This window comes from Roseateles toxinivorans (assembly GCF_004362525.1).
GTDB classification, from domain to species: Bacteria; Pseudomonadota; Gammaproteobacteria; order Burkholderiales; family Burkholderiaceae_C; genus Paucibacter; species Paucibacter toxinivorans.
In genome coordinates, this window is sequence record NZ_SNXS01000014.1 from 61,556 (window position 1) to 84,843 (window position 23,288).

Annotated in this window: 20 protein-coding genes and 1 pseudogene; 17 read left to right on the forward strand and 4 right to left on the reverse strand. The window is 66.1% G+C overall.

What is annotated here, in order from left to right; genetic code table 11:
• The first annotated feature begins 42 nt into the window (after positions 1–42).
• The 3 genes and pseudogenes from gsiC to DES47_RS26475 form a co-directional block, all read left to right on the forward strand.
• Complete coding sequence (gsiC, locus tag DES47_RS26465) at positions 43–963, forward strand: glutathione ABC transporter permease GsiC (RefSeq protein WP_133703790.1); 921 nt, start codon at positions 43–45, stop codon at positions 961–963.
• Between the two features lie 14 nt (positions 964–977).
• Positions 978–1,871, forward strand: a complete 894-nt coding sequence (gene gsiD, locus DES47_RS26470) for a glutathione ABC transporter permease GsiD (RefSeq protein WP_133703791.1) — start codon at positions 978–980, stop codon at positions 1,869–1,871.
• Positions 1,872–1,880: 9 nt separating this feature from the next.
• Positions 1,881–2,243 (forward strand): annotated as a pseudogene (locus DES47_RS26475) (P1 family peptidase); the annotation flags it as partial.
• Between the two features lie 141 nt (positions 2,244–2,384).
• Here DES47_RS26475 and DES47_RS26480 read toward each other — a convergent pair.
• Entirely contained in the window at positions 2,385–3,938 is a 1,554-nt protein-coding gene (locus DES47_RS26480; RefSeq protein ID WP_133703792.1) for a Fic family protein, read from the reverse strand.
• A 426-nt stretch (positions 3,939–4,364) separates the two neighbouring features.
• Between DES47_RS26480 and DES47_RS26485 the strand changes: the two genes are divergently transcribed.
• Positions 4,365–4,631 (forward strand): helix-turn-helix transcriptional regulator, encoded by a 267-nt coding sequence (locus DES47_RS26485; RefSeq protein ID WP_133703793.1) that lies wholly within the window; start codon positions 4,365–4,367, stop codon positions 4,629–4,631.
• The gene (locus tag DES47_RS26490) at positions 4,628–5,866 is read left to right on the forward strand and encodes a type II toxin-antitoxin system HipA family toxin (RefSeq protein ID WP_133703794.1); all 1,239 of its coding nucleotides are present in this window, start codon (positions 4,628–4,630) and stop codon (positions 5,864–5,866) included. The genes DES47_RS26485 and DES47_RS26490 overlap by 4 nt, the downstream gene beginning before the upstream one ends.
• Positions 5,867–6,427: 561 nt before the next feature.
• Here the strand turns inward: DES47_RS26490 and DES47_RS26495 are convergent.
• The gene (locus DES47_RS26495; RefSeq protein WP_133703795.1) at positions 6,428–7,447 is read right to left on the reverse strand and encodes an ester cyclase; all 1,020 of its coding nucleotides are present in this window, start codon (positions 7,445–7,447) and stop codon (positions 6,428–6,430) included.
• A gap of 150 nt (positions 7,448–7,597) precedes the next feature.
• Here DES47_RS26495 and hisD point away from each other — a divergent pair, with 150 nt between their 5' ends.
• The 9 genes from hisD to DES47_RS26540 all read left to right on the forward strand — a co-directional run bounded on the left by hisD (position 7,598) and on the right by DES47_RS26540 (position 18,407).
• Positions 7,598–8,908 (forward strand): histidinol dehydrogenase, encoded by a 1,311-nt coding sequence (hisD, locus tag DES47_RS26500; RefSeq protein ID WP_133703796.1) that lies wholly within the window; start codon positions 7,598–7,600, stop codon positions 8,906–8,908.
• Entirely contained in the window at positions 8,908–9,672 is a 765-nt protein-coding gene (locus tag DES47_RS26505; RefSeq protein ID WP_133703797.1) for an SDR family NAD(P)-dependent oxidoreductase, read from the forward strand. Before hisD ends, DES47_RS26505 begins: the two co-directional genes overlap by 1 nt.
• A complete protein-coding gene (locus DES47_RS26510; RefSeq protein ID WP_243748476.1) occupies positions 9,669–10,706 on the forward strand; it encodes a LacI family DNA-binding transcriptional regulator in 1,038 nt (345 codons plus the stop codon). The genes DES47_RS26505 and DES47_RS26510 overlap by 4 nt, the downstream gene beginning before the upstream one ends.
• Before the next feature lie 19 nt (positions 10,707–10,725).
• Positions 10,726–11,679, forward strand: coding sequence for an ester cyclase (locus DES47_RS26515; protein ID WP_133703798.1), 954 nt, complete (start codon positions 10,726–10,728; stop codon positions 11,677–11,679).
• Positions 11,655–12,377 carry an alpha/beta fold hydrolase gene (locus tag DES47_RS26520; protein WP_166652188.1) on the forward strand — a complete coding sequence of 241 codons (723 nt, stop codon included), beginning with the start codon at positions 11,655–11,657 and terminating at the stop codon, positions 12,375–12,377. Before DES47_RS26515 ends, DES47_RS26520 begins: the two co-directional genes overlap by 25 nt.
• Positions 12,374–13,507: a cupin domain-containing protein gene (locus DES47_RS26525; protein WP_133703800.1), complete on the forward strand. Its 1,134-nt coding sequence runs from the start codon at positions 12,374–12,376 to the stop codon at positions 13,505–13,507. The genes DES47_RS26520 and DES47_RS26525 overlap by 4 nt, the downstream gene beginning before the upstream one ends.
• A complete protein-coding gene (locus DES47_RS26530; protein WP_133703801.1) occupies positions 13,504–14,301 on the forward strand; it encodes an HpcH/HpaI aldolase family protein in 798 nt (265 codons plus the stop codon). Before DES47_RS26525 ends, DES47_RS26530 begins: the two co-directional genes overlap by 4 nt.
• Before the next feature lie 210 nt (positions 14,302–14,511).
• Positions 14,512–17,166, forward strand: coding sequence for a TonB-dependent receptor (locus DES47_RS26535; protein WP_133703802.1), 2,655 nt, complete (start codon positions 14,512–14,514; stop codon positions 17,164–17,166).
• Positions 17,167–17,171: 5 nt separating this feature from the next.
• Complete coding sequence (locus DES47_RS26540) at positions 17,172–18,407, forward strand: MFS transporter (protein WP_133703803.1); 1,236 nt, start codon at positions 17,172–17,174, stop codon at positions 18,405–18,407.
• Positions 18,408–19,092: 685 nt separating this feature from the next.
• Here the strand turns inward: DES47_RS26540 and DES47_RS26545 are convergent.
• On the reverse strand, positions 19,093–20,067 hold the full coding sequence (locus tag DES47_RS26545) for a helix-turn-helix domain-containing protein (protein ID WP_208115129.1): 975 nt from the start codon (positions 20,065–20,067) through the stop codon (positions 19,093–19,095).
• Between the two features lie 128 nt (positions 20,068–20,195).
• On the opposite strand from DES47_RS26545, the gene DES47_RS26550 reads away from it, so the two are divergent.
• The 3 genes from DES47_RS26550 (at position 20,196) to DES47_RS26560 (ending at position 22,877) form a co-directional block, all read left to right on the forward strand.
• A complete protein-coding gene (locus DES47_RS26550; protein WP_133703805.1) occupies positions 20,196–20,717 on the forward strand; it encodes a cysteine hydrolase family protein in 522 nt (173 codons plus the stop codon).
• 80 nt (positions 20,718–20,797) lie between these two features.
• Complete coding sequence (locus tag DES47_RS26555) at positions 20,798–21,217, forward strand: nuclear transport factor 2 family protein (protein WP_208115130.1); 420 nt, start codon at positions 20,798–20,800, stop codon at positions 21,215–21,217.
• A gap of 442 nt (positions 21,218–21,659) precedes the next feature.
• Entirely contained in the window at positions 21,660–22,877 is a 1,218-nt protein-coding gene (locus tag DES47_RS26560) for a pyridoxal phosphate-dependent decarboxylase family protein (RefSeq protein WP_133703806.1), read from the forward strand.
• A gap of 227 nt (positions 22,878–23,104) precedes the next feature.
• Here DES47_RS26560 and DES47_RS28860 read toward each other — a convergent pair whose 3' ends face one another.
• Positions 23,105–23,281, reverse strand: coding sequence for a hypothetical protein (locus DES47_RS28860; RefSeq protein ID WP_166652189.1), 177 nt, complete (start codon positions 23,279–23,281; stop codon positions 23,105–23,107).
• Positions 23,282–23,288 lie beyond the last annotated feature (7 nt).

Sequence of the window (23,288 nt, forward strand, 5' to 3'; positions counted from 1 at the left end):
CGCCGGTGCCCTTGCGGGACCGGCGCAACCACGGATCAATCCATGTTTCAGTACGTCATCAAGCGCTTGGCTGGTCTGTTGCCCACCCTGCTGATTGTTGCGGTGTTCGTGTTCTTCTTCGTGCACCTGCTGCCCGGCGACCCTGCGCGCCTGGCCGCCGGCGCCGAGGCCGACGAGAAGACCGTCGAGCTGGTGCGCCGCGACCTCGGCCTGGACAAGCCGCTGCTCGAGCAATTCGTGCGCTTCGTCACCGGCGTCGTCCACGGCGACTTCGGTCGCTCGATGCGCTCCAAGCGACCGGTGATCGACGAGATCGCCGAGCGCTTCCCCTACACCCTGAAGCTGACCCTCGCGGCGATGGGCTGGTCGGTGCTGCTGGGCCTAGTGATCGGCGTGGTCTCGGCCGTCAAGCGCAACCGCTGGCCCGACCGGCTGGGCATGACCTTGGCTGTATCGGGCATCTCGTTCCCGTCGTTCGCGCTGGGCCTGCTGCTGATGATGGTGTTCGCTGTCGGCCTGGGCTGGCTGCCGACGGTGGGCGCCGACACCTGGAAGCACTATCTGCTGCCGTCGATCACCCTGGGCGCCGGTGTGGCGGCGGTGATGGCGCGCTTCACCCGCTCCTCGTTCGTGGACATCCTGCACGAGGACTACATCCGCACCGCGCGCGCCAAGGGCGTATCCGAGAAGATGGTGGTGCTCAAGCATGGTCTGCGCAACGCCTTGATCCCGGTCGTCACGATGATGGGCCTGCAGTTCGGTTTTTTGCTGGGCGGCTCCATCGTCGTCGAGAAGGTCTTCAACTGGCCGGGCATGGGCCGGCTGCTGGTCGATGCGGTCGAGATGCGCGACTACCCGGTGATCCAAGCCGAAGTGCTGCTGTTCTCGCTGCAGTTCATCCTCATCAATCTGATCGTCGACGTGCTCTATGGCGTGATCAATCCGACGATCCGCTACAAGTGACGGCCGCAAGCACCATGAGCACCCTAAGTACCTCTGTCCCCATCGCCGCTGCACGGCTGCGCTCGCCCGGCAGCGAGTTCTGGCGCAAGTTCAAGAAGCAGCGCGTGGCTGTGCTGGCGCTGGCCTTCATCCTGCTGCTGGTGGCCACAGCCCTGGCCGCGCCCTGGATCGTGCCTTACGATGCCGAAAGCTTCTTCGACTACGACAGCATCAACGCGCTGCCCTCGGCCACGCATTGGTTTGGAGTAGACGCGCTGGGCCGCGACATCTTCAGCCGCATCGTCATGGGCTCTCGGGTCTCGCTGACCGCCGGCCTGGTCTCGGTGGCGGTGGGCTCGCTGGTGGGCACCACCTTCGGCCTGCTCGCCGGCTACTACGAGGGCTGGTGGGACCGCACGATCATGCGGCTGTGCGATGTCTTGTTCGCCTTCCCCGGGATCCTGCTGGCCATCGGCATCGTGGCCATCCTGGGCGGCGGCATGTTCAACGTGATCATCGCCGTGGCGGTGTTCTCGATCCCGACCTTTGCGCGGCTGGTGCGCGGCAACACGCTGGCGCTCAAGCACCTCACCTATATCGAGGCGGCGCGCAGCATCGGCGCCTCGGACTGGACCATCATCACCCGCCACATCCTGCCGGGCACCGTGTCAACGGTGGTCGTGTTCTTCACCATGCGCATCGGCACCTCCATCATCACCGCGGCCAGTCTGTCCTTTCTCGGCATGGGTGCACAGCCGCCGACGCCCGAGTGGGGTGCCATGCTCAACGAGGCGCGCAGCGACATGGGCAATGCGCCGCATATCGCCATCATCCCCAGCATCGCCATCTTCCTGACCGTGCTGGCATTCAACCTGCTGGGCGACGGCCTGCGCGACGCGCTGGACCCCAAGCTCGACAGTGCGCGCTGAAGGCCCTTTGTGGACGCTCCACGCAGCGGCCCGCTGGACACCTTGTGCGATGTGGCCGGCACCACCGTGGGCCACTGAACCCTGGACGAAGGCGCGGTGCGGACCGGCGTGACGACCGTGCAGCCGCACGCCGGTGACCTGTTCGTGCACAAGGTGCCGGCGGGCCTGGCCGTGCTCAACGGCTTCGGCAAGAGCGTGGGCCTGATGCAGGTGCAGGAGCTGGGGGTGCTGGAAACGCCCATCTCGCTGACCAACACCTTGAGCGTGGGCACCGTGGCCACCGCCATGACGCGGGCGGCGATCGCCCGCCAGCCCGAGATTGCCCGCAGTCTGCTCACGGTCAACCCGCTGGTATTCGAATGCAATGACGGCTAGGGATCGTGCCGTCGAACTCGAATGAACGCCTACGACGACGTCAACCTCGGGCAAGACGTTTAGGGTGTCGCTGAGTCAAAATGGCCTGGAGCGCCACTACGGCCTGCAGTAAGCGGGCGGAGCTGTGGTCGAGGCAGGCTAGCTGGAGGCAGGCCCCTTCGGCCCGTCGATTAACTGGGCTTGGACCAAGCTACTCAGCAGCCTGGTAAACGGCTTGATGTCCTGGTCCGACGACGCGGCATCAAGCGCTCGCATGTATTCGTCGCGGATATCCAAGGTGACGACTGTCCACGGCCATCCGCCGGTGGCCAGCATGAGGTTCATGATGCACCGAGCCAGCCGTCCATTGCCGTCCATGTAAGGATGGATGAACACGAAGACGAAGTGCCCGAGTACTGCTCGCACGCAGGGCTCGGTTTCGGCTTCGAGCAGATCGAACAGCAGCGGCATCGCATCGCGAACAGCCTCAGGTGGAAGCGGCGTGTGCCTGGCGTTCTTGATGAACACCTGCGAGCCGCGCCAACCGGCGAGTTCCGAAGGCTTTACCAGCCCGACCTGAACGGATGGGGACCAAAGTGCCAAGTACCAGGCTTGAAGGTCAGTTCGTAGGCGTACCCCCGGGTTCTGGCCTTCCAGCACTCGCAGCAGACTCGCGCGCACAGCCTTGTGCGCTTCGAAGTAGCCTTTGGCAGCCATCGCGTTGCGTTCCTGGCGATCGCGCTCCGTATCGCCCGAGCCCCAGGTGCCCTTGCGCACACGGTCGATCATCTCCGGAGTGACCTGGTAGCCTTCGATGGACAGCGAGTGATAGGCGTCGGCCAGGTATCGCACCTCGGCTTCGTCCAAGTATTCCTTCGGCGTGCCTTGCGTGCGTACGGGGGTTGTCCAGGCCTTCATGACCTGCTCTCGCATCAGCTCCCACATGGCCTTGATTCGCGCGCAGTACGGTGACTCCGGAAGTGCTCGGGCAGACTGGACCGGTACGTCGAATGGGTTTTGCTCGACGATGCTATGGCCGGCTGACCTCATTGTCTTGAGCACTTCGTCAGCCAGCTCCGCGCGGTCAACGGCGCGGAGGGCACCGGCGATGCGCCCGGCGATGGTCGTGTGGTCGCCGTCCAGAAGGATGCGATTGATGGCGGAGGTGTCCTTCAGCATGCCCAACGCGAGTTGCATGGTGAGCGCATCAGCCTGCCAGACATTCGGCATAGCGCGCACAAGGGCAGCCTCCAGCGACAAAGCGCGCAGACCCTGGGTCTCGCTGAGGTGGTCTGCTGGAGGCATCTCCTTGACGCGCAGGTCAAACAAGGATGTCCCTGCTGGCAAGGTGAGTGCGTTATTGGTGCCCTTGAGCGCGTTCACCTGGATCTGACGCGCAAGCGTGCTTGAGCCTGTGTGCACTTTCAGGCTGAGTTCGGCGTTGATGTACCAATCGCTGCCGAAGCGTTCGTCGCAGTAGCCGCGAACGAAGTGCCGCATTGAAGCGAACCAGGTTGTTGTGTCGCCAAAGTCTTCCTCGGGCCGGGAGGGCATGTACCAGCCGCGGATGATCGAACGTAGACGCCCACTCCCGACCAAGCGCTCGAGGTGCGTCCGCGACAGATCTGCGGCGCGGATGACAACGCGGCCTTGCTTTTGAAGTTCGTGGAGCTTCTGAAGCGATGTCGCGAGTTTGACGTTAGGGCTGGCCATGTGGGTGCGGCACGTCCGAGGTGCTGTAGCAATCGGCGTAAAAGCTGATGTGACGATTCACGTTTTATATGTTGAATCATTACACGTTAAAGCTGCCGATGCAATTGCCGTCTGAGTCATAGAAGACCGTATAAATCTCTGATGTTGATGACTGTGGCGGCCGGCTGCAAGATGCCCATTGCGGGTATTTGCACGGGCTCATGGCTAGCCGAATCCCGTGCATGAACCGTTAGAGAAATCGGTCGTCTAGAGAGGATCCGCCGGCGAGTTGGCCGCGCGCAATCTACTCAGTCACGCGCGTCGAAGCCCAACGGCTACCGCCTGGCCCGGCTGGTAAGATCTGGAGGTGTGCTGTTTACGTAACATTCATCCAACAGAGATGCGTATACACATCGTCATTCCGTCTATGTTACGTATACTGCACGCATGAACCAGCCTGAGCACAACCTCGTCAACCTCGGTCGATCCATTCGGGCCATGCGCGAGCAGCGCGGCCTTCGCATGCAAGACGTGGCGGAGCTGGCGAACACCACGCGGTTCAAGGTGGGCAGCGTGGAGGCGGGGGACCCCACGGTAGGTGTTTACTTCTACGCCAAGGTGGCGGCGGCCCTCGGGGGCGAGTTGCAGTTGGGCATTGCTAAGCGGCCGACCCTGGACGAGATCGGCGCCATCCTGGAGCAGGATTTCAAATGAAGGTCCTCGTCGACACCCCACAAGGCCTTTCTGGCCGGCTGCTGCGAGCCGACGGCGAGTACCTGTTCAGCTTCGATGCGAATGCGAGCGAGGACGCTGCCCCGGCCCTTGGCATGCCCTTGAGACCGCTGCCCTTCCGGCGTAAGTCGCTGTTTCCCGTCTTCCAGATGAACCTGCCAGAAGGCTTTGTGCTGGAGCAGATCAAGCTGCGTCTGGCCAAGGCGGGCATTGCAGACCCCTTGCTGCTGCTCAGCGTCATCGGCTCCCATTCACCGATCGGCCGACTGCGGTTCAACCTGGAAAGCCCTGAAACCTCCGGATTGCCGGTCGTTGCGGGCGGCCGGCCAGGGGTGCGGCTCGCAGAGCTGCTGGCCAACAAGGAGTCCAAGGCGCTGTTTGCCCGGCTCGTGGATGACTTCGTCCTGCGCAGCGGCCTGAGCGGCGTGCAGCCCAAGGTGCTGGTACCGGAGGCCCCGCCTGCACAAGCCTCTGCAGCGGATCAGCTCCTGACGAACGAGAAGGCTGCGGTGACCACCAGCGACTTGATCGTCAAGTCGGGCTTGGACGTCTACCCGGGGCTCTCGATCAACGAGTTCTTCTGCATGAGCGTCGTCAAGCGCGCGGGCCTGCCGGTGCCCGAGTTCTTTCTGTCCGACGATGGGGAACTCTTTATCATGCGGCGCTTTGACAGGCCGGCAGACGGATCTCGCCTCGGCTTCGAAGACATGGCGGCGCTGGCCGGCGTCGACACCGACGAGAAGTACAAGGGCTCGTACAAAACCGTCCTGAAGCTGTTGAGCTTTTACTGCTCCCCTGGGGGCTACCAATCCGCCAAGTCCCAGCTCTTCGACATGGTGGCCCTGTCTTGCATCCTGGGCAATGGCGACGCGCACCTCAAAAACTTTGGTGTGCTTTACGAGGGGGTGCGCGCAGAAGTGGCCATGGCACCGGCCTACGACATCGTCTGCACCCGGCTCTACATCCCAGACGACACGCTCGCGCTCACCCTGGATGGCAGCAAGGTGTTCTTCGCTGCGCGCCAAGGCCTGCTCAGTTTCGGTGTCGAGTGCGGCCTCAAGCCGAATTCGATCGGCCCGCGACTGGCTCAGCTGGCGCAACTCACGCTGGACATGCTGGAGGAGATGGCCGACACGGTGGCTAGGCTGCCTGGTCTGCGCAATGCCATAGAACCGGAAGCCCTGCTCTACCGGCGCACCTTCGCAGGCGGCGCGTAGCGACAGCAGGCAACTGCACCCGAGAATGCGCGCCACTTTGCGAACATGGGGCTTGCGGAGGATTTCGAGCGCATCGCGGACACAGTACACAGGGTCATGCGCGTTCGGCGCACTTGGCTGCACTGGCTCCACAGTCGCTGGCGACGATGCCGGCCGCTGGCACCGCCCTGGGTGAACCTCGGCGAGCCAGCACCACCATCTCCACCCTGGAGCCGTACCGAGCTATGCTCAGCGCCTGGGTCGAGCAAGGCGTCTCGGGCACTGCCATCCACGCCGCCCTGAAGCGCCAGCACGCTTGGGCCGGCAGCTATCCCCGCCGTGCGTCGGCTGATGGCCGACATCCGTGCCAAGCTGCCGCCCGAGACCACGTTCCGGCGGGAGTTCGGGCCCGCCGAAGCCGCACAAGTGGACTTCGGTGCCCGTGTCACCGACCGGCATATTGGAGCCAGTCCGTGATCGGCATATAGGCGCCACCCGCTGACCGGCGTAATGGAGCCACCGGCCTTAGCAACAGGCTGTTGAACGACAGCCAGATACCCGAAAAACGGCAGCTGACGCGGATCAGCGCTTAACCGCGCGTGATGGATCTGCCGCGCGAGCCAGCAGGTCAACGCCGAATTGCAGGAAGAGATGAGGCAGATCGATCAGCACCCAGTTCTCAGCCAGCAAACCATCCTGCGCCCGCCACCAGTCCATTACTCGCATTGTGATCGGGCCGCCGCTGGCCGGCTCACCAAGATAGGGGCCGGCATGCGTTGCCCGCACGCTGGGCCAGCCGGTGGAAGCCACGTAGTGGCCCTCGGCAAAGCGGGCGCGGTGGTTACCGCCCTTGCGGTCGGGGAATGCGGTCAGGAAGGGCTTCTGGTGATGGCGCTCGAAGCCGCCGATGCCGCGAGAGCTGCCGATGCCGCCGGGCCCGTACCACATCATGTCGGGCCGCCAGAAGGCTCCCATGCCCATGCTTTTCAGGTCGTTACGGTCGTAGCGACCCAGGCCGCCGATCATGGCCTCCACCAGGGCCAGGCTGGCCGCGCTTAGGTCCGGGTCCTGCAGTGACAGCAGCACGCCGTCGCGGGTGCGCGGCCCCGGAACAAGCAGCGCCTGGCCGGTGCTGGCCGGCAGCACCGGACAACCAGCCTGACGTGCCAAGTCCACCAGGTCCAGCAGCAGCCGCCCCTCGGCAATGCGCCCGTCGACAACACGGAAGAAGCCGCCATAGCGCAGCCAGGCCGGCTCGGCGCTGGCCGGGATGCCCCACAGCGGCTGCGTGAAGGTGCCCAGCCAGTGGCCGGTGGTGGTCACCCAGACACCGGCACCGCCGTCGACACGGCCATCCCAGTGACCAGCGAAGAACAGGTCGGGCCGCCATTCCAGGTCGGGCAGCGCGCGGTGCAGGGGGGTGATGAACTGCGCCACCACCTCACCGGGGCCCGCCAGCGCATTCACCGGATGCGACACCACCCACTCGCTGCCAGGCGTCAACACCTGCGCGGCAGCCGCCGCGGCGTCAGGCCCAGCCAGCGCCTGCAGCGCGTCCCAGACGCAGCGCTTGGCCGCTTCAAGTTCTGTGTATTGATTCACGTTGCATTCCTATGCAAGATTAGATGTACGCCAGAATGAGTGTGAATAGGCTATGCAAACATTAGGGAAATCACCATTAATTGCGAAATGTCAAACCACTAAAGTTCGACACATTGCATACGCATGCAATTAAACCGCAGGAGCCATCCCGTGATCCGATACCTTAAACGCGGCAAGGACGCCGCCGCCCTCGCCGCCGCCGACAGCCAGGTGCGCGCCACCGTCGAAGCCATCCTGAAGGACATCGAGCAGCGCGGCGACGAGGCCGTGCGCGCGTACTCGCGCAAGTTCGACCAGTGGGATCCGGCCGACTTCATCCTCGGCCGCGACGCCATCGCGGCGGCGCGCCGCCAGCTGTCGGCGCGCGAGCTGGCCGACATCGAGTTCGCCCAGGTCCAGGTACGCCGCTTCGCTCAAGCTCAGCGCGACAGCCTGTGCGACGTGGAGGTCGAGACGCTGCCCGGTGTGGTGCTGGGCCACAAGACCATCCCCATCAACAACGTCGGCTGCTACATCCCCGGCGGCAAATACCCGCTGATTGCCTCGGCCCACATGAGCGTGCTGACGGCCAAGGTGGCCGGAGTGCCGCGCATCGTCGCCACCGCCCCGCCCTACCAGGGCGCACCCCACCCGGCCATCGTGACCGCCATGGACATGGCCGGGGCGGACGAGATCCTGGTGCTGGGCGGCGTGCAAGCCGTGGCAGCCATGGCCATCGGCACCGCCAGCATCCGTCCGGTGGACATGCTGGTGGGGCCGGGCAATATGTTCGTTGCCGAGGCCAAGCGTCAGCTGTTCGGCCGCGTGGGCATCGACCTGTTCGCCGGCCCCACCGAAACGCTCGTTATTGCCGACGAGAGTGTGGATGCCGAGATGTGCGCGGTCGACCTGCTGGGCCAGGCCGAGCACGGCCCCACCTCGCCGGCCGTGCTGCTGACCACCAGCGAGAAGCTGGCCCGTGACACGATGGCCGAGGTGGAGCGCCAGCTCACCATCCTGCCGACCGCCGGCATCGCCCGCCAGTCCTGGGCCGAGTACGGCGAGGTCATCGTCTGCGACACGCTGGACGAGATGGTGGCCAAGGCGGACGAGATCGCCTCCGAGCATGTGCAGGTGATGACGGCCGACCCAGACTACTTCCTGCAGCGCATGACCAACTACGGCGCCCTCTTCCTAGGCCCGCGCACCAACGTCAGTTTCGGCGACAAGGTCATCGGCACCAACCACACGCTGCCCACCAACAAGAACGCCCGTTACACCGGCGGGCTGTGGGTAGGCAAGTTCCTCAAGACCTGCACCTACCAGCGCGTCACGACCGACGCGGCCAGCGCCATGATCGGCGCCTACTGCTCGCGGCTGTGCCACATGGAGAACTTCGCCGGCCACGGCGAGCAGGCCAATCTGCGCGTGCGCCGCTACGGCCACCGCGACGTGGCCTGGTACCAGCCGGTCCAGGACTGATGCAGCTACCCCGCACGCCCAGCCTGCGCCTGGACGGCCGGTGCGCCCTCGTGCTGGGCGCCGGCCGCGGCATCGGCGCGGCCATCGCGGCCGCGCTGGCCCAGGCCGGTGCCGAGGTGGTGCTGGCGGCGCGCTCAGCGCCCGAGTTGCAGGCCCTGGCGGACGCCCTGCATGCCGAGGGAGGGCGCGCTCGCCTCTGCGTGCTGGATGCCTGCGACACTGCCGCGCTGGATGCGGCCATCGCTGCGCTGCCGCGGCTGGACGTGCTGGTCAACAGCGCCGGCACCAACAGGCCGTCGGCCATTGTCGACCTGCGCGACGAGGACCTGGACGCCGTGCTTGCGCTGAACGTGCGCACAGCGCTGACCGCCTCGCGCGCCGCCGCGCGCCGCATGGTGGCTGACGGGCGCGGCGGCTCCATCATCCACGTTTCGTCGCAGATGGGCCATGTGGGCGGTCCGCGCCGCGCCGTCTACTGCGCCACCAAGCATGCGATGGAAGGCATGAGCAAGGCGCTGGCGCTCGAGCTGGGCGCCCACGGCATCCGCGTCAACACGCTGTGTCCGACTTTCGTGCGCACCGCGATGACCGAACCCATGTTCGAAGACGCCGCCTTCCTGCGCTGGGTGCTGGAGCGCATCGCCATCGGCCGACTGGCCACGGTGGAGGACCTCATGGGCCCGGCGGTCTTCCTTGCAAGCGACGCGTCGGCCATGGTCACCGGATCGGCCCTGATGGTGGACGGTGGGTGGACGGCGGCATGATCGCGCCTATGAAGACCACCGCCACCTCCACCGACGTCGCCCGCCTGGCGAACGTGTCGCAATCCGCCGTCAGCCGCACTTTCACGCCCGGCGCCAGCGTCTCAGAGCAGACGCGCCAGAGGGTCATGGAGGCCGCGCGCAAGCTCGGCTACAGGCCGAATGCGCACGCACGCAGCCTCATCACCAAGCGCTCGCGCATCATCGGCCTGGTGCTCTCCCACCTGGAGAACCTCTTCTACCCTGCGGCGCTGGAGCGCCTGGCGCGGCGGCTGCAGCACGACGGCTATCACGTGCTGCTCTTCATCTCCGACAACCAGAACTCCGACGAGCTGGTGCAGGAGATCCTGCAATACCACGTCGACGGCATCGTGCTGGCGGCCACCACGCTGTCCTCGGTACTGGCGCAGCGCTGCGCCGACGCGGCCATCCCCGTCGTGCTGTTCAACCGCGTGATGGCAGCCGGCAGCCCGGCGACGGTAAGCTCGGTACGCTCCGACAACATGGCCGGCGGGCGTCTGGTCGCCCGCCACCTCTGCGAGGCTGGCTACAAGCGCATCGCCTACATCGCCGGCCAGGAAGAGTCGTCCACCAACCTGGAGCGCGAGCGCGGCTTCCGAGAGGGCCTGGCCGAGCGCGGTCAGCGCATCTGGGCGCGCGGCGTGGGCAACTACGACCAACAGCAGGCCGCCGAGGTCGCGCGCCAGATGTTCGGCAGCGCCGAGCGGCCGGATTCCGTCTTCGTCGCCAGCGACCACATGGCCTTCGCCGTCATGGACGTGCTGCGCCACGAGCTCGGCCTGCGGGTGCCCCAGGACGTCGGCCTGGTCGGCTTTGACAACGTGCCCCAGGCCGCCTGGCCCAGCTACGCCCTGACCACCTTCGAGCAGCCGCTGGGTCCCATGGTGGAGGCCACCGCTGATCTGCTGCAGCGCCATCTGCAGGAAGAGGGGCGCACCCGCTGCGAGAACGTCGTCGTGCCCGGCCAGCTAGTGCTGCGCAATACCACCCGCCCCCGCGCGCCGCCGGCGCGCTGAACCTGCCCATGGAGTGCCAATGAAAGGCTTCGATCCCGAGTTCCAGGATCTGGACCACTACATCCGAGTTATCACCGACCGCATCTGGGAAGGGCGGCGCCTGCAGGACATCGAGCGCTACTACGGCGCCGACTGCGCGGTGGAAACCCCCAGCTCGGTCAGCATCGGCATCGAGCCCGTCATCGCCGGCACCCGCGCGACGCTGCAGGCCTTCCCGGACCGCCGCCTGCTGGCCGAGGACGTCATCGTCTCCGGCGACGAGGACGGTGGCTTCCTGTCCTCGCACCGCATCCTCAGCCCCATGATCCATGCCGGTGACGGCGTGTTCGGCCCACCCACCGGCCAGCCCGTGGTGGCCCGCACCATCGCCGACTGCGTTTGCATCGCCAACCGGATCGTCCACGAGTGGCTGGTGCGCGACCAGGCCGCCATCGCCCGCGCCATCGGCCTGCACGAGCGCGACCTCGCCGCCCGCTTGCTGCGCGCCGCAGACGGCCGGTTCAGCAAGCCGGCCATGCCGCCGGCCCCGGCGCCCTACGTCAGTGCCATCGCCACCCAGGGCCCCGCCGCCGACTTCGCCGAGGAGTGGCTGCAACGCCTGCGGCAGCCCCAGCGCACCGTGCCGCTGGCCACGCTGCACCCCGAGCTGCTGGCCTGGGTGCCGGGCGGCGAGGCTCGCGTCGGCGCCAGCGCCATGGGCGCGTTCTGGCAAGGTCTGGGCACTGCCTTCCCCGGCGCGCGGCTGGAGGTGGAGCACCTCGCCGCGCAGTCCCGGCCTGGCCGCGCCACTGCCATCGCCATGCGCTGGCGCCTGCACGGCGAGCACGCCGGCCCCGGCCGCTACGGCGAGCCCACAGGCGCGCCGGTCAGCCTGCTCGGCATCTCTCACGCCGAATGGGAGAACGGCCGCGTCGTGCGCGAATGGGTGATGCTGGACGAGGTGGCCACGTGGATGCAACTGCTAAGCCGCTGAGTCCGCCCCGCCTGCTGCTGCTGCACGGCACGTTGTGCCGGCGTTCGCTGTTCGCGCCGCTGGCACGCCGACTGCGGCCCGATGTAGTGCTGCAACCGCTGGGCTGGCGCGAGGCGCTGCGCGGGCCGCCGTCCGTGCCGGCCAACGTGCTGGGCTTCTCGCTGGGCGGGCTGCTGGCGCTGCGCTGGCTGCGCGAATCGCCCGCCAGCATCGCCCGGCTCGCCCTGGTGGGCAGCAATGCGCAGGCCGCCACGCCGCTGCTGCGCCGCCGCCAGCGCAGCCAGCGCCATCTGCTGCGCCGGCACGGACCCTCGGCGGTGGCCGCCCAGGCCTTGCCTAGCTACTTCGGCTCGCGGCCGGCCGCCTGGCAGCGCCGCCAGGTCCTGGCCATGGCCCACCGCACGCCGCCGCGCCAGGCGCTGGCCCAGTTCGCGCTGGCCGCCGGGCGGCCGGCCAACCATGCCGCGCTGCAGGCCTTCGCCGGACCGCTGATGTTGGTGGCCGGCGCGTGCGACGCCCTGTGCCCGCCGGCCCTGCAGCGCCGCATGCGGGCCGCCCAGCCGAGCGCGCGGCTGCACCTGCTGCCGCGCTGCGGCCACTTCGTTCCGCTGGAGGCCCCGGCCGCCCTTGCCCGCCTGGTGCGGGCCTGGCTGGCCAGCTCACCGGCGATCGCCCCCTGCCCTGGAGACCCCCCATGACCGCTGACGAGCTCAAACGCCGCCTGATCCCCTTCGACAGCCTGCAGGCCTCCACCGAGGCCTTCATCGACTACGCGCTGCAGGAATGCCAACCCAAGCTGAACTATGCCCTCATCGGACCGGGTGTGTCGCAGGACCCGCTGCAGCCGATCAGCCTGCGCGAGCCGCATGGCTTCCAGCTCGGCGCGGTGACCTTGCCGCATGGCCGCGTCAACCCGCCCCATCTGCACTTCAGCTGCGAAGTCTTCATCTGCGTCGCCGGCCGCTGGCGCATTCAGTGGGGCTTCAATCCGGAAACGCTGCACGTAGACATCGGCCCGGGCGATATCGTCTCGGTGCCGACCTGGATCTACCGCGGCTTCACCAACATCGGCGGCGACGAGGGCTTCCTCTTCACCGCGCTGGGCCGCGACCACACCGGCGGCATCCTGTGGGCGCCCGGCACGCTGGCGCGCGCGGCCGCTGAGGGCGTGCTGCTGACCAACGCCCACCGCATCGTCGACACGCGGCGCGGCGACGCGCTGCAGCCCGGCGAGCAGCTGTTCCAACCCATGACCGAGGCCGAGATCGCCGCGCTGCGCCACTGGACGCCCGAGGAGATGAGCCACCGCCTGGTGCGCTTCGATGAGCTGGCGTGGACTACCCAGGGCCTGCTCGACAGCGGCCTGCCTGGTTGCGGCGCCCAACTGGCACCGGTGGTAGGCCTGGGCCTGCTGCAGCAGCGCGAGCGCCTGGCCCCGGTGCTGCACAGCCATGGCGTCAGCCTGGAGTGGCTACGCATCCCCGCCGGTGGCCGGGTGTCCAGGCACCGGCTGCGAGAGAAGCAGGCGCTGGTGGCCTGGCAGGGTCGCGTGGAGACGCGGCTGGAGGCCGACGATGGCCCCTGTACGCTGGCGCTCGAAGGCCGCGCCGGCGGCTGGGATTCGCTGTCCATCCCCGCCGACGTCTGGCGCTGCCTGCACAACACGGGTAACGGTGATGCCTTCGTGCTGCTACTGACGGCCGGCGACCACCGCAAGGACATCGCCTGGGCGCCCGACGTCGTGGCCGCGGCGGCGGCCGCCGGCTGGGTGGTGGATGCCGACGGCTGCGTCGCCCCGCGCCGCTTTGTCGAGCGGGCCCAGCCATGAGGACGGCGGCCCACCACCCGCTGGAACTCAGCCTCGCGCCGCGGCTGCGCGCCGGTGAGACGCTGCGCGGGCTGTTCAACGGCATCCCATCGCCGGCCCTTGTTGAGATGTGCGGCCATGCCGGCTTCGACTTCGTCGTCCTCGACAACGAGCATGGCAGCGCCGACCTGCAAACCACCGAGCATCAGCTGCGTGCCGCCCGCGCCGTCGGCCTGCCTGCCCTGGTGCGCTGCTTCGAGGCCGACATCCCGCGCGTGCTCGACATGGGCGCCGCCGGCGTCGTCGTGCCCATGGTGCAGGACGCCGCGCAGGCGCAGCGCCTGGCGACCATGACTAGCTACCCGGCGGCCGACACGCCCTGGGGCCGGCGCGGCAGCGCCTTCAGCACCCGCGCCGCCGGCTATGGCGCCTTCGGCGGCGCGGCCCACACCGAGCGCAGCAATGCCGGGCTGCTGCTGGTGGTGATGGTGGAGACGCCCGAAGCGGCCGCGCACGCCGTCGAGATCGCCCAGGTGCCGGGCGTGGACGCCGTCTTCGTCGGACCAAACGACCTGGCCCATGCCATGGGCCATGGCCCGCGCTGGCAGGACGGGCCGGCGCAGGCCCTCATCCGGCAGGTGCTGCGCGAGGTTGCCGGCGCCGGCCGCTGCGCCGGCACGCTGGCGCTGACGGCCGCCGACGAGGCGCGCTACGCCGCCTGCGGCGCGCGCTTCTTCGCCAACGTCAGCACCAGCCTCATCACGCAGGCGCTGCAGGCCGCGGCACGCGGTGGCGATGCTGCCGTCTCTTATTGATTTGCATACGCAAGCAACAAGAATTGCGACAGAGTTTGTGGTGGATCAACGCCATCAAATAGGGATTCAACTAGGTGTTTGCACCAGTCGATCTGCATAGCCATTGCATACGCTTGCAATGCTAGATCAGGATCCAGAAACTTCGCCTCGTGCCTCGACCCCAGCGACGAGGCCCTCACCCCTCCAAGTCATCAACCGCGGAGCTCCACGATGAAAATTTTCAGCCTCACGCCGCTGGCTGCCAGCCTGGCCCTCGGCACCCTGGCCGCCTCTTCCGCCCACGCCCAGACCGCCGCTGCCGCAGCGCCAGCCAACGAAGTCGGCAAGCTCGATACTGTCGTAGTCACGGCCAACCGCCGACTGGAAGACCAGCAGAAGGTCAGCGTGTCCGTCACCGGCCTGAACGGCAACATGCTGGAGGAGCGCAACATCACCAACGTCGGCCAGTTGGAGAGCACCGTGCCGGGCTTCACCTTTGGCCGCTCCGGCACGGATGCGCGGCCGGCCATGCGTGGCGTGCGGACCGAGAACGTGGCCGTCAATGCCGACACGACGATCGGCTACTTCGTCGACGGCGTCTACAAGAGCCGCGCCCAGCAGGCCATGCTGGGCTTCGTCGATGTGGCACGCGTCGAGGTGATGCGTGGCCCGCAAGGCACCTTGTTCGGCCGCAACACCTTCGGCGGCACGGTGGCGGTTAGCACGCGCGCGCCGGAGCTGGACTTTCTCGGCGGCAATGTCGCCTTCATTGTCGGCAGCGACGGCAAGCGTCGCGGCGAAGGCGTGGTCAACCTGCCGCTGAACGATGTGGCGGCGGTGCGGCTTGTGGCCGCGGTCGAGAAGTCCGACCCGATGGTGAAGAATGACTTCAACGGCGCCGCCGGCCTGTTCGACCAGGACCTGCGCTATCTGCGCGGCAGCGTGCTCGTCAAACCCAACCGTGAGCTGGAGATGACGCTGCGCGTGGACGCCACCGAACAACGCGGCAACGGCGGCTCGGCCTTCGGCTACAAGATGGCCGGCAGCTACTTGCACACGGCCTCCTGCCAACAGCTCTTCAACGCCACGCCGCTGTTTCTGAACACCCGCGGCGGCAACCGCGACAACGTCAATGACTGCACCCGCACCGTTGGCGCAGGTGCCGGCACCGGCGCCAATGCCACGGGCACAGGCGTGGATCTGGGCGTCCCGCTCTACCGGCCGGGCGACACCTATCGCGTTGACAACGACTATCAGACCTTCCTGAACGTCTCCGACCGCAGCGCCAGCCTCGACGTCAGCTACAAGCTGCCGAGCGTGACGCTGAAGTCCATCACGGGCTGGGCCGACTTTTCCGCCACGCGCAGCTCAGACACCGACTTCTCCGCGTCTACCATCGGCATCGACTACCAGGCCACCAGCGCCAAGACCCTGTCCCAGGAGCTGCAGCTGCTGTCGGCCGGCGACGGTCCGCTGAGCTATGTGGTTGGCGCCTACTTCTTCAAGGATGAGCTGCGGGGCACCTTCATCAACCAGCAACTGCCGCGCACCATCCGCTCCAGCGCCCTCGCAGCGCCGTTGTCGCTGGCACAGAACGGTGCGGGCTTCTACGACGACCAGGCCCCCGAGACGCGCTCGACCGCGTTCTACGGCCAGTTCAGTTACCGCCTGCAGCCCGACGTTACGCTGACGGCCGGCGCCCGCAGCACGCGGGACCGCAAGAGCTTCCGCTTCGCGAACGCCAATAGCGTGCTGCCGCTGAATGCCAACGGCCAGCCCGACGGCACGCTGATCACGCTGAACACCCCGCTGCCGCCCGAAAGCGCCTACGGCAGCGCCGGCAGCACCAACTGCACCGGCTCCAACGCCGTCAAGGGCTTCAACTGCGCCCCGGGCACCAACTTGCTCTACGGAGCCACCTACGACGACGCCACCTTCAGCCGCAATACCGGCCGCCTGGCGCTGGATTACCAACTGTCGAGCCAGCAGCTGCTCTACGCCTCGCTGTCCACCGGCTTCCGCTCGGGCGGCTTCAACTCAGGCCAGGCGCTCGAGGCGGTGCGCACCTTCAAACCCGAGACGGTGCGGGCTCTGGAGATCGGCTCCAAGAACCGCTTCCTGGCGAACACGCTGCAGCTCAACGTCGCCCTGTTCAGCAACGAGTACAAGGACCTGCAGGAGCAGCGCCAGGTGCCGGTGGGCAATACGACCGTGTCGACCATCTTCAACGCCGCCCAGGCCCGCGCCCGCGGCCTGGAAGCCGAGCTGGAGTGGAAGGCAAGCCGAGACTTCTCGCTTGGCGCGACCTTGTCGCTGCTGGACGCTAAGTACAAAAGCTTCCCCGGCGTGGCCTTGCCCTTTGGCACGTCCATCCTGGTGGCCGACCCCGCCTCCACCGCGCCTCAGCTTGATGCCAGCGGTATCGTCATCGCGCCGGCCGGCCAGCGCCGCATCTTCGCGCCCGGCTACGACTGCGGCGTGCTGCCGGGCACAGGCGGCGCAGGCCAGCCGGCCGTGGCCTTTGGGTGCAACCTCAGCGGCAAGCGCATTCCCTACGCTGCCAAAGTGCAGGCCACCGGCTTCCTGCGCTACGAGTTCGCGCTGGCTGATGGCGCCAGCCTCACGCCCATGTTGGTGGCTACGTACAACAGCGGCTTCTACGGCCAGCCCACCAATGCCGAGCTGGAGCGCCAGGGCGCCTTCACCAAGCTGGACTTCAAGCTCAGCTGGCGCATCAACGACCGCCTGAGCCTGCAGGGCTATGTCGACAACTTCACCGACAAGCAGACCATCAACCGCTTCGTCTGGGGCGGCGGCGGTGCACTGCAAGTGAGCACAGCCCCGCCGCGGCAGTTCGGCCTGCGCCTGAGCTACGGCACACTCTGAAGCCCATGAACGAGCCCACGCCCGCCGGATGGATCAACGCCCGCGACCTGAGCCTGGCGCGCCGCGGCACGGCGTTGGGTTTTCTGCTGCTGGGCTACTTCTTCTATGCCTGGTCGTGGAACACCACCGACGTACTGCGGCCCTACATCAAGGCTTCGCTGGGCCTGACGCTGACGCAGTCCGGCTCGGTCTACACGCTGCAGTCCATCGGTGCCGTAGTAGGCGCCGTCATCATGAGCCAGGTGGCTGACAAGATTGGCCGCCGCAACGCCCTCGTCATCTCGATGTTCGGCTACGGGGCGGGCCTGCTGGCAGCGCTGGCGGTGCACGACTACGCCGGCCTGGTGCTGCAGCGCATCGGCCTGGGCTTTTTCATGGGCTCCATGTTCCCGATCGCGGTGGGCATCTACTCCGGTCTGTTCGCGCGCGAGGTGCGCGGACGCGTCGCCGGCGTGGTGCTGGGCACCTACAACCTGGGCGTCTCGGCACTGGGCTTCGTATCGGCGGCGGTCTTTCGGGCAGGCATGGACTGGCAAGTGATGTTCTACGCCGGCGCGGTGCCCATCACCTTAGCGTTGTTCGCGCTGCTGGCCATTCCCGACGACCGCCGCTTGGTGCCAATGGACGGCCTGACCGGCGGCCAAGCGGTGGCCACCAGCAAGCTGCCCGTGGCGGAGTTGTTCAAGCCCGCGGTGCGGCGCCAGACTCTGCTGCTGGCGCTGATGAGCGGGCTGAACTTCTTCGCCTACCAGGCCTTCACCGGCTGGGCTAGCACCTTTCTGCGCGAACGGGGCGTGCCCGACGGCGCCATCGGCGACGTGCTGGGCTGGCAGTTCGTCGGTAGCGCACTGGGCGCGCTGTGCTGGGGCTGGTTCAGCGACCGATTCGGCCGGCGCGCAGCGGCGCTGGGCTTCGCGATCAGCGCTGTCCTTATCCCCACATATCTATTCGCGCCGCTGTCGGCCGGGCAGTTACAGGCGGTCGGCTTCCTGTACGGCGCCGCCATCTCGTGCAGCGCCATCTGGGGCCCATGGATGAGCGAGCTATATCCCCCCCATCTGCGCGCCACTGCCGCGTCCATCTTCAACTGGGGCCGACTCATCAGCATGACAGCCCCCCTCATCACCGCACCGTTGGCAGAGCACCTGGGACTCGCCCCGGTGATGTCGCTGGGGGCGGCCGCCTTCATCGTCGCAGGTCTCGTCTGGCGCACTCTGCCGGAGACGGTGCTTCGGCGCTGATGCTACGTGGTCCGTGATGCCGATGACGCGGCGTGGTGCGGCTGGAAGGGCCACTGCGCATGCCCGCAAGGCGCCTAGCATAGATCGGCGAGTTTATGGGGTCGGAATGTGCATTCGGCTTGCTAGCGGCGCGCCATTGAGCGTTTGCGTCGAGGTCTACCGCGAGATGGCCCCGAGGCCTGCTGCAGAGTAGCGGATGCTTCTTTGGGCAAGGAACCTAAGCCGGCCTTGCGCCTCACTATTTGCGCTTGTCTGGTCGACTTGTCCAGAGAACCTGTGGGTGCTGAACGGCGGCCAGCTCCACTGGCCGCGAATCTGATCGGATCGTTGTTCAGGCAAAAGCGCGTTCAGATGGAAGTGAGCTTGCATCGCTTTCACGAAAGGCCCGGAACTTGCGCCGATTCAGTTGACACAAATAGGAAGCTAAACCAGGGTTGTGGCGTCCGTCCAGAGTCGCGGCCGGACGGACTCAAGGCTTGTCAGAGGGATAGTCGGCACGCGGAGCGCAAAGACATGCTGCATGCAAATGGGTGTCATCTGTTCGCGGTCCTCGGCGATAAAAAGGCCGGAGCCATCCGCGCCGCCAGGAACTCCAGAAAACACTGAATGCGTGCGGCCAGTTGTGTATTGCGGTAGCACAATGCTTACACCGGCTGCAGCTTCTCGGCGGTGCCATCAGTGGCAATCAGACCGCTGCGAACGTCTTTCGCCATTGACTGGGTGACACGCCCACTGATAGCCGGAACTGTAGGCGGAAAGACTCAGCAGATCCAAAGCCAGTCTGTTCGGCCACGCGCTCGATGCTAAGCGCTTTGCGCTCCAGCAGACGCTGTGCAAGTTGCACGCGCTCTGCTAGCAACCAGGCCTGCACCGAGGTGCCGGTCAAGGCCTTGAACTGCCGGGTGAGGGTGCGGCGGCTGAGGCTGGCCTCATGAGCCAAGGAGTCCAGGCTGTGCGACTCATGGAGCCGGGCGCGCACCTCGTCCATCAACCGGCCCAGCCGAGTCCCGGTGCGGGCTTTGGGCAAGGGCTGCTGGATGTATTGCGACTGCCCCCCTTCGCGGTGCGGTGGGATCACGAGTCGCCGCGCCAACTGATTGGCCCGCTCGCCGCCCAATTGCTGCCGCACCAGATGCAGGCAGGCATCGAGGCCAGCCGCAGTGCCTGCCGAGGTGAGCACGCGCCCCTCTTGGACGTAAAGCACATCTGGCTCCACCTTGACGTCTGTGAAACGTTGGGCAAACAGCGGGGCGTACTCCCAGTGGGTGGTGGCCCTTCCGCCGGCCAACAGCCCCGCCTCGGCCAGCACATGACTGCCCAAGCAAAGCCCCACGATGAGGGCGCCACGCGCATGAGCGGCACGCAGTGCGCGCAGCAGCGCCTCCGGCGGGCGCTCGTTGACGTCACGCCAACTCGGCACGACCACCACATCGGCTTTCTGCAGGGCGCGCAGCGATGGCAAAGCGGTCAAGGCAAAGCCCGCGCTGGTTCGCACGGGTGCCGGGTCCACGCTGCACACGACGAGGTCGAAGGGGCTGTCCGGCGCCAGGCCCTCGCCGAACACCACGCAAGGCACCGAAAGATGAAACGGGCTGATCCCTTCGAACGCCACCACCGCCACTCGGCGATGCAGCGCTGGCCCAGCGGCGGGTGAGCTCATTGGCATCGATGAATGGGAAGTAGAAGCAAGTTGGCCCAATCTTACCGATGATTGACATTCGGGCCGATGGCCGCGCGCGGCTGTTCACGCAAGAATGAAGACTTCACTCATTGCCCCGGAGAACTTCCATGTCCAAACCAGCTTTGTTGCTGATCGATCTGCAGAACGACTACTTTCCTGGCGGCGCATTCCCGCTTGCTAACACCGAGGCCACCTTGACCGCTGTCGAGCAGGCGATCCGCGATGCGCAAGCACGAGGCCTGCCGGTGATCCATGTGCAGCACGTGGCCGACGCCAGCCAGGGCATTGCCCCGTTCTTCAACGCCGGCACCGAAGGCGTGAAGATTCATCCGCGCATCTTGGCAGCCGCGGCGGATGCACCCGTGGTGGTCAAGCACTTCGCCGACAGCTTTGAGCGCACCACGCTGCACTCGACACTGCAGGCGCTGGGCGTCACCGAACTGATGCTCTGCGGCATGATGACGCAGAACTGCGTGACCCACACGGCCCTGTCTCGCCAAGCCGATGCCTACGAAGGCGTGACGGTGCTCACCAATGCCTGCACCACGGTCAGCGAGATGCTCCACGCCATCGCCCTGCATGCCTTGTCGACCCGTGTTCGACTGGTCGACACAGCCTCCGCCTGGTGACTCGCCCGCATTTCCAGCCCATCACTGTTCCGAAAGCTGCCCCCATGACTCCTTGGTTTCGAGCGCGTTTTGTGTTGGCCTTGCTGGGCGCCCTGGTGGCGACTCCGGCGACTGCAGGGCCGTCGCCCAAGCAAATCGTGACGGCGTTTTTCGATCTCGCCTTCGTGCAGCGCAAGCCCACCGAGGCTGCGCTGAAGTACATCTCGCCCGATCAATACATCCAACACAGCCCCGGCGGCGCCGATGGCCGTACATCGTTCATCGAAGGTTTCGCGGCTTACGTCGAGAAGACCAGCTACCGCTGCGCCATCAAGCGGGTGATTGCCGAAGGCGCGCTGGTGGTGGTGCACAACCATTGCCAAGAGAACCCGGCCGACGCCAACGATCAAGGTAGTGCCGTCGTGGACATCTTCCGAGTTGAGAAGGGCCTGATCGTTGAGCACTGGGACGTGGAGCAGGCGGTGCCGGCGCAGGCCAAGAACCGCAACACCATGTTCTGACGGCGGCTCAGGCAGGGCGTGCTGAGCGTAAGGCACAGGACTTGCGACCGGGTTTTGCCGCAACAAGCCCTGGGGTGGCTAGGTGCTGGGCCCCGCCATCTGCAGCAGGTGGTGAGCGCCCTTCGCCATGACAAGTCGAAGTCCGTACAGCCAGTCGTCCGCCCTTGGTCAGGCGGAAGTGCGCTGGCCTGCGGCAACATGCTGGACGAGAGCAGCAACAGTGCTGACTCCGGCGATACGATGCTTCAGGCCCTCCGGCTGGCCACGACGTCTGGAGGGCGGTCATGCCATTCTAAAGCCGATGAGGCGGTGCGTTATTCGCAAGAATTGTTTGACGGTGTGGGCGAGTGGGGTTGATCTCCGTTGGCGATACCGCGCGAGCCCGAGAGAGTCGGTGGGAAGCTGAAGATCACTTACAGATGGCAATTGAGGCAGAGGCAGCATGGACAAAGAATTTCAATTCGACTCGGACGGCTTGCATCAGGCCGTCGAGTTGATGAGTCGTGACTTCAGCAGCGCGACCGCTCTATCCCTGGATTCAGAACTGCCACAGGTCGGGATGGGTTCAAGGGCTGCCCTGAACTTGCTTGCTCCGAGCATTCTTGGCGGCGCCGCGCGTTTGGGCGAAGCCACGTCATTTGCTCATATGGACCCGCCAACGCCCTGGATCACTTGGGCCATGACGCTTTGGAACGCGTCGCTCAATCAGAACCTGCTTCACCCCGCCACAGCACCTGTGGCTCGCCGCATCGAAGAGCAGGTCGTGGCATGGCTGGCGCCATTCTTTGGCATGAACGGCGGGCACATGACGCCGGGTTCAAGCGTGGCCAATTTGACCGCCTTGTGGGCCGCGCGCGAATGTGCAGGCATCACGGAGGTGATCGCATCGGCGGGCGCGCATCTCTCCATGGCAAAAGCGGCGCATCTCTTGGGTCTGAAGTACCAGAGCGTGCCCATAGACGCCAAGGGCTCGATGGACGCGGCGCGCTTGCCGCCCGACTTGAGTAAGTCCGCCTTGGTCCTCACAGCCGGAGCGACCAGTACAGGTGCTATTGATCCACTTCATCTGGCCGGCAGGGCCGCATGGACCCATGTCGATGCGGCCTGGGCGGGCCCATTGCGACTGAGCAAATACGCCAACTCACTGGCCGGCATCGAGGCGGCAGATTCTGTGGCCGTGTCCGCGCACAAGTGGCTGTTTCAACCCAAAGAGTCCGCGCTGGCTTTGTTCAAAGACAGCGCGAAAGCCCATGCGGCAGTGAGCTTTGGTGGAGCCTACCTCGCCACGCCCAATGTCGGCGTTCTGGGTTCCCATGGCGCAGTGGCCACAGCCCTGCTGGCAACGCTGCTTGCCTGGGGGCGCGAGGGAATTGCTGAGCGCATTGAGCACTGCATGGGCCTTGCTCGCAGCATGAGAGATTTTGTCGCGGCTGACGAGCGCCTTGAGCTCTATGCGGAACCTCAAACCGGCGTCGTGGTTTGGCGGCCCAAAGACGAGGGTTTGTTTGACCGGGTACTGCAGCAGTTGCCTGTTGGTTCGACGTCAACAACCTCAATTTCGGGTGTGAGGTGGTTCCGCAATGTCGCAGCCAATCCGAATGCAGACATCAGCCTTCTGATTGCCAGCATCGAGGGCGTCTTACCTGCGCGTGCCTGTTGACCTGTGGCAATTGAAGAGGGATCAATGCGTCAGTTTGGTTTGACTACGCTGCGTCAGCGGCCATCTTCCGGCGTGACAAGTGAACGACAACATCCTCAACTGCCTGCCCAAGCAGCCACTGCGCAACGCGCTGGACTACGCCCCTTGTGGGACCTCGCAGTCAAGCGCAGCAAGTAACGGGTGTGGGATGTGCTGATGCTCCTTGGTGAGGCCACCAATTCTGGCCATCAACCGCCGATGACGGTTTCACGCAATTTGGTCGCGTGGTAACGGTCCATCAGCCAATGCCCGTTCGACTTTACAAAGACGACCGTCTCGATGAAGTCCAGCTCCAATTTCGTGCCGTCTCGTTGCCCGATAGCCCAGGCAAGCGGCTGTGCGACGGCGCATGGCTCTTCGTTCAAGGCACTG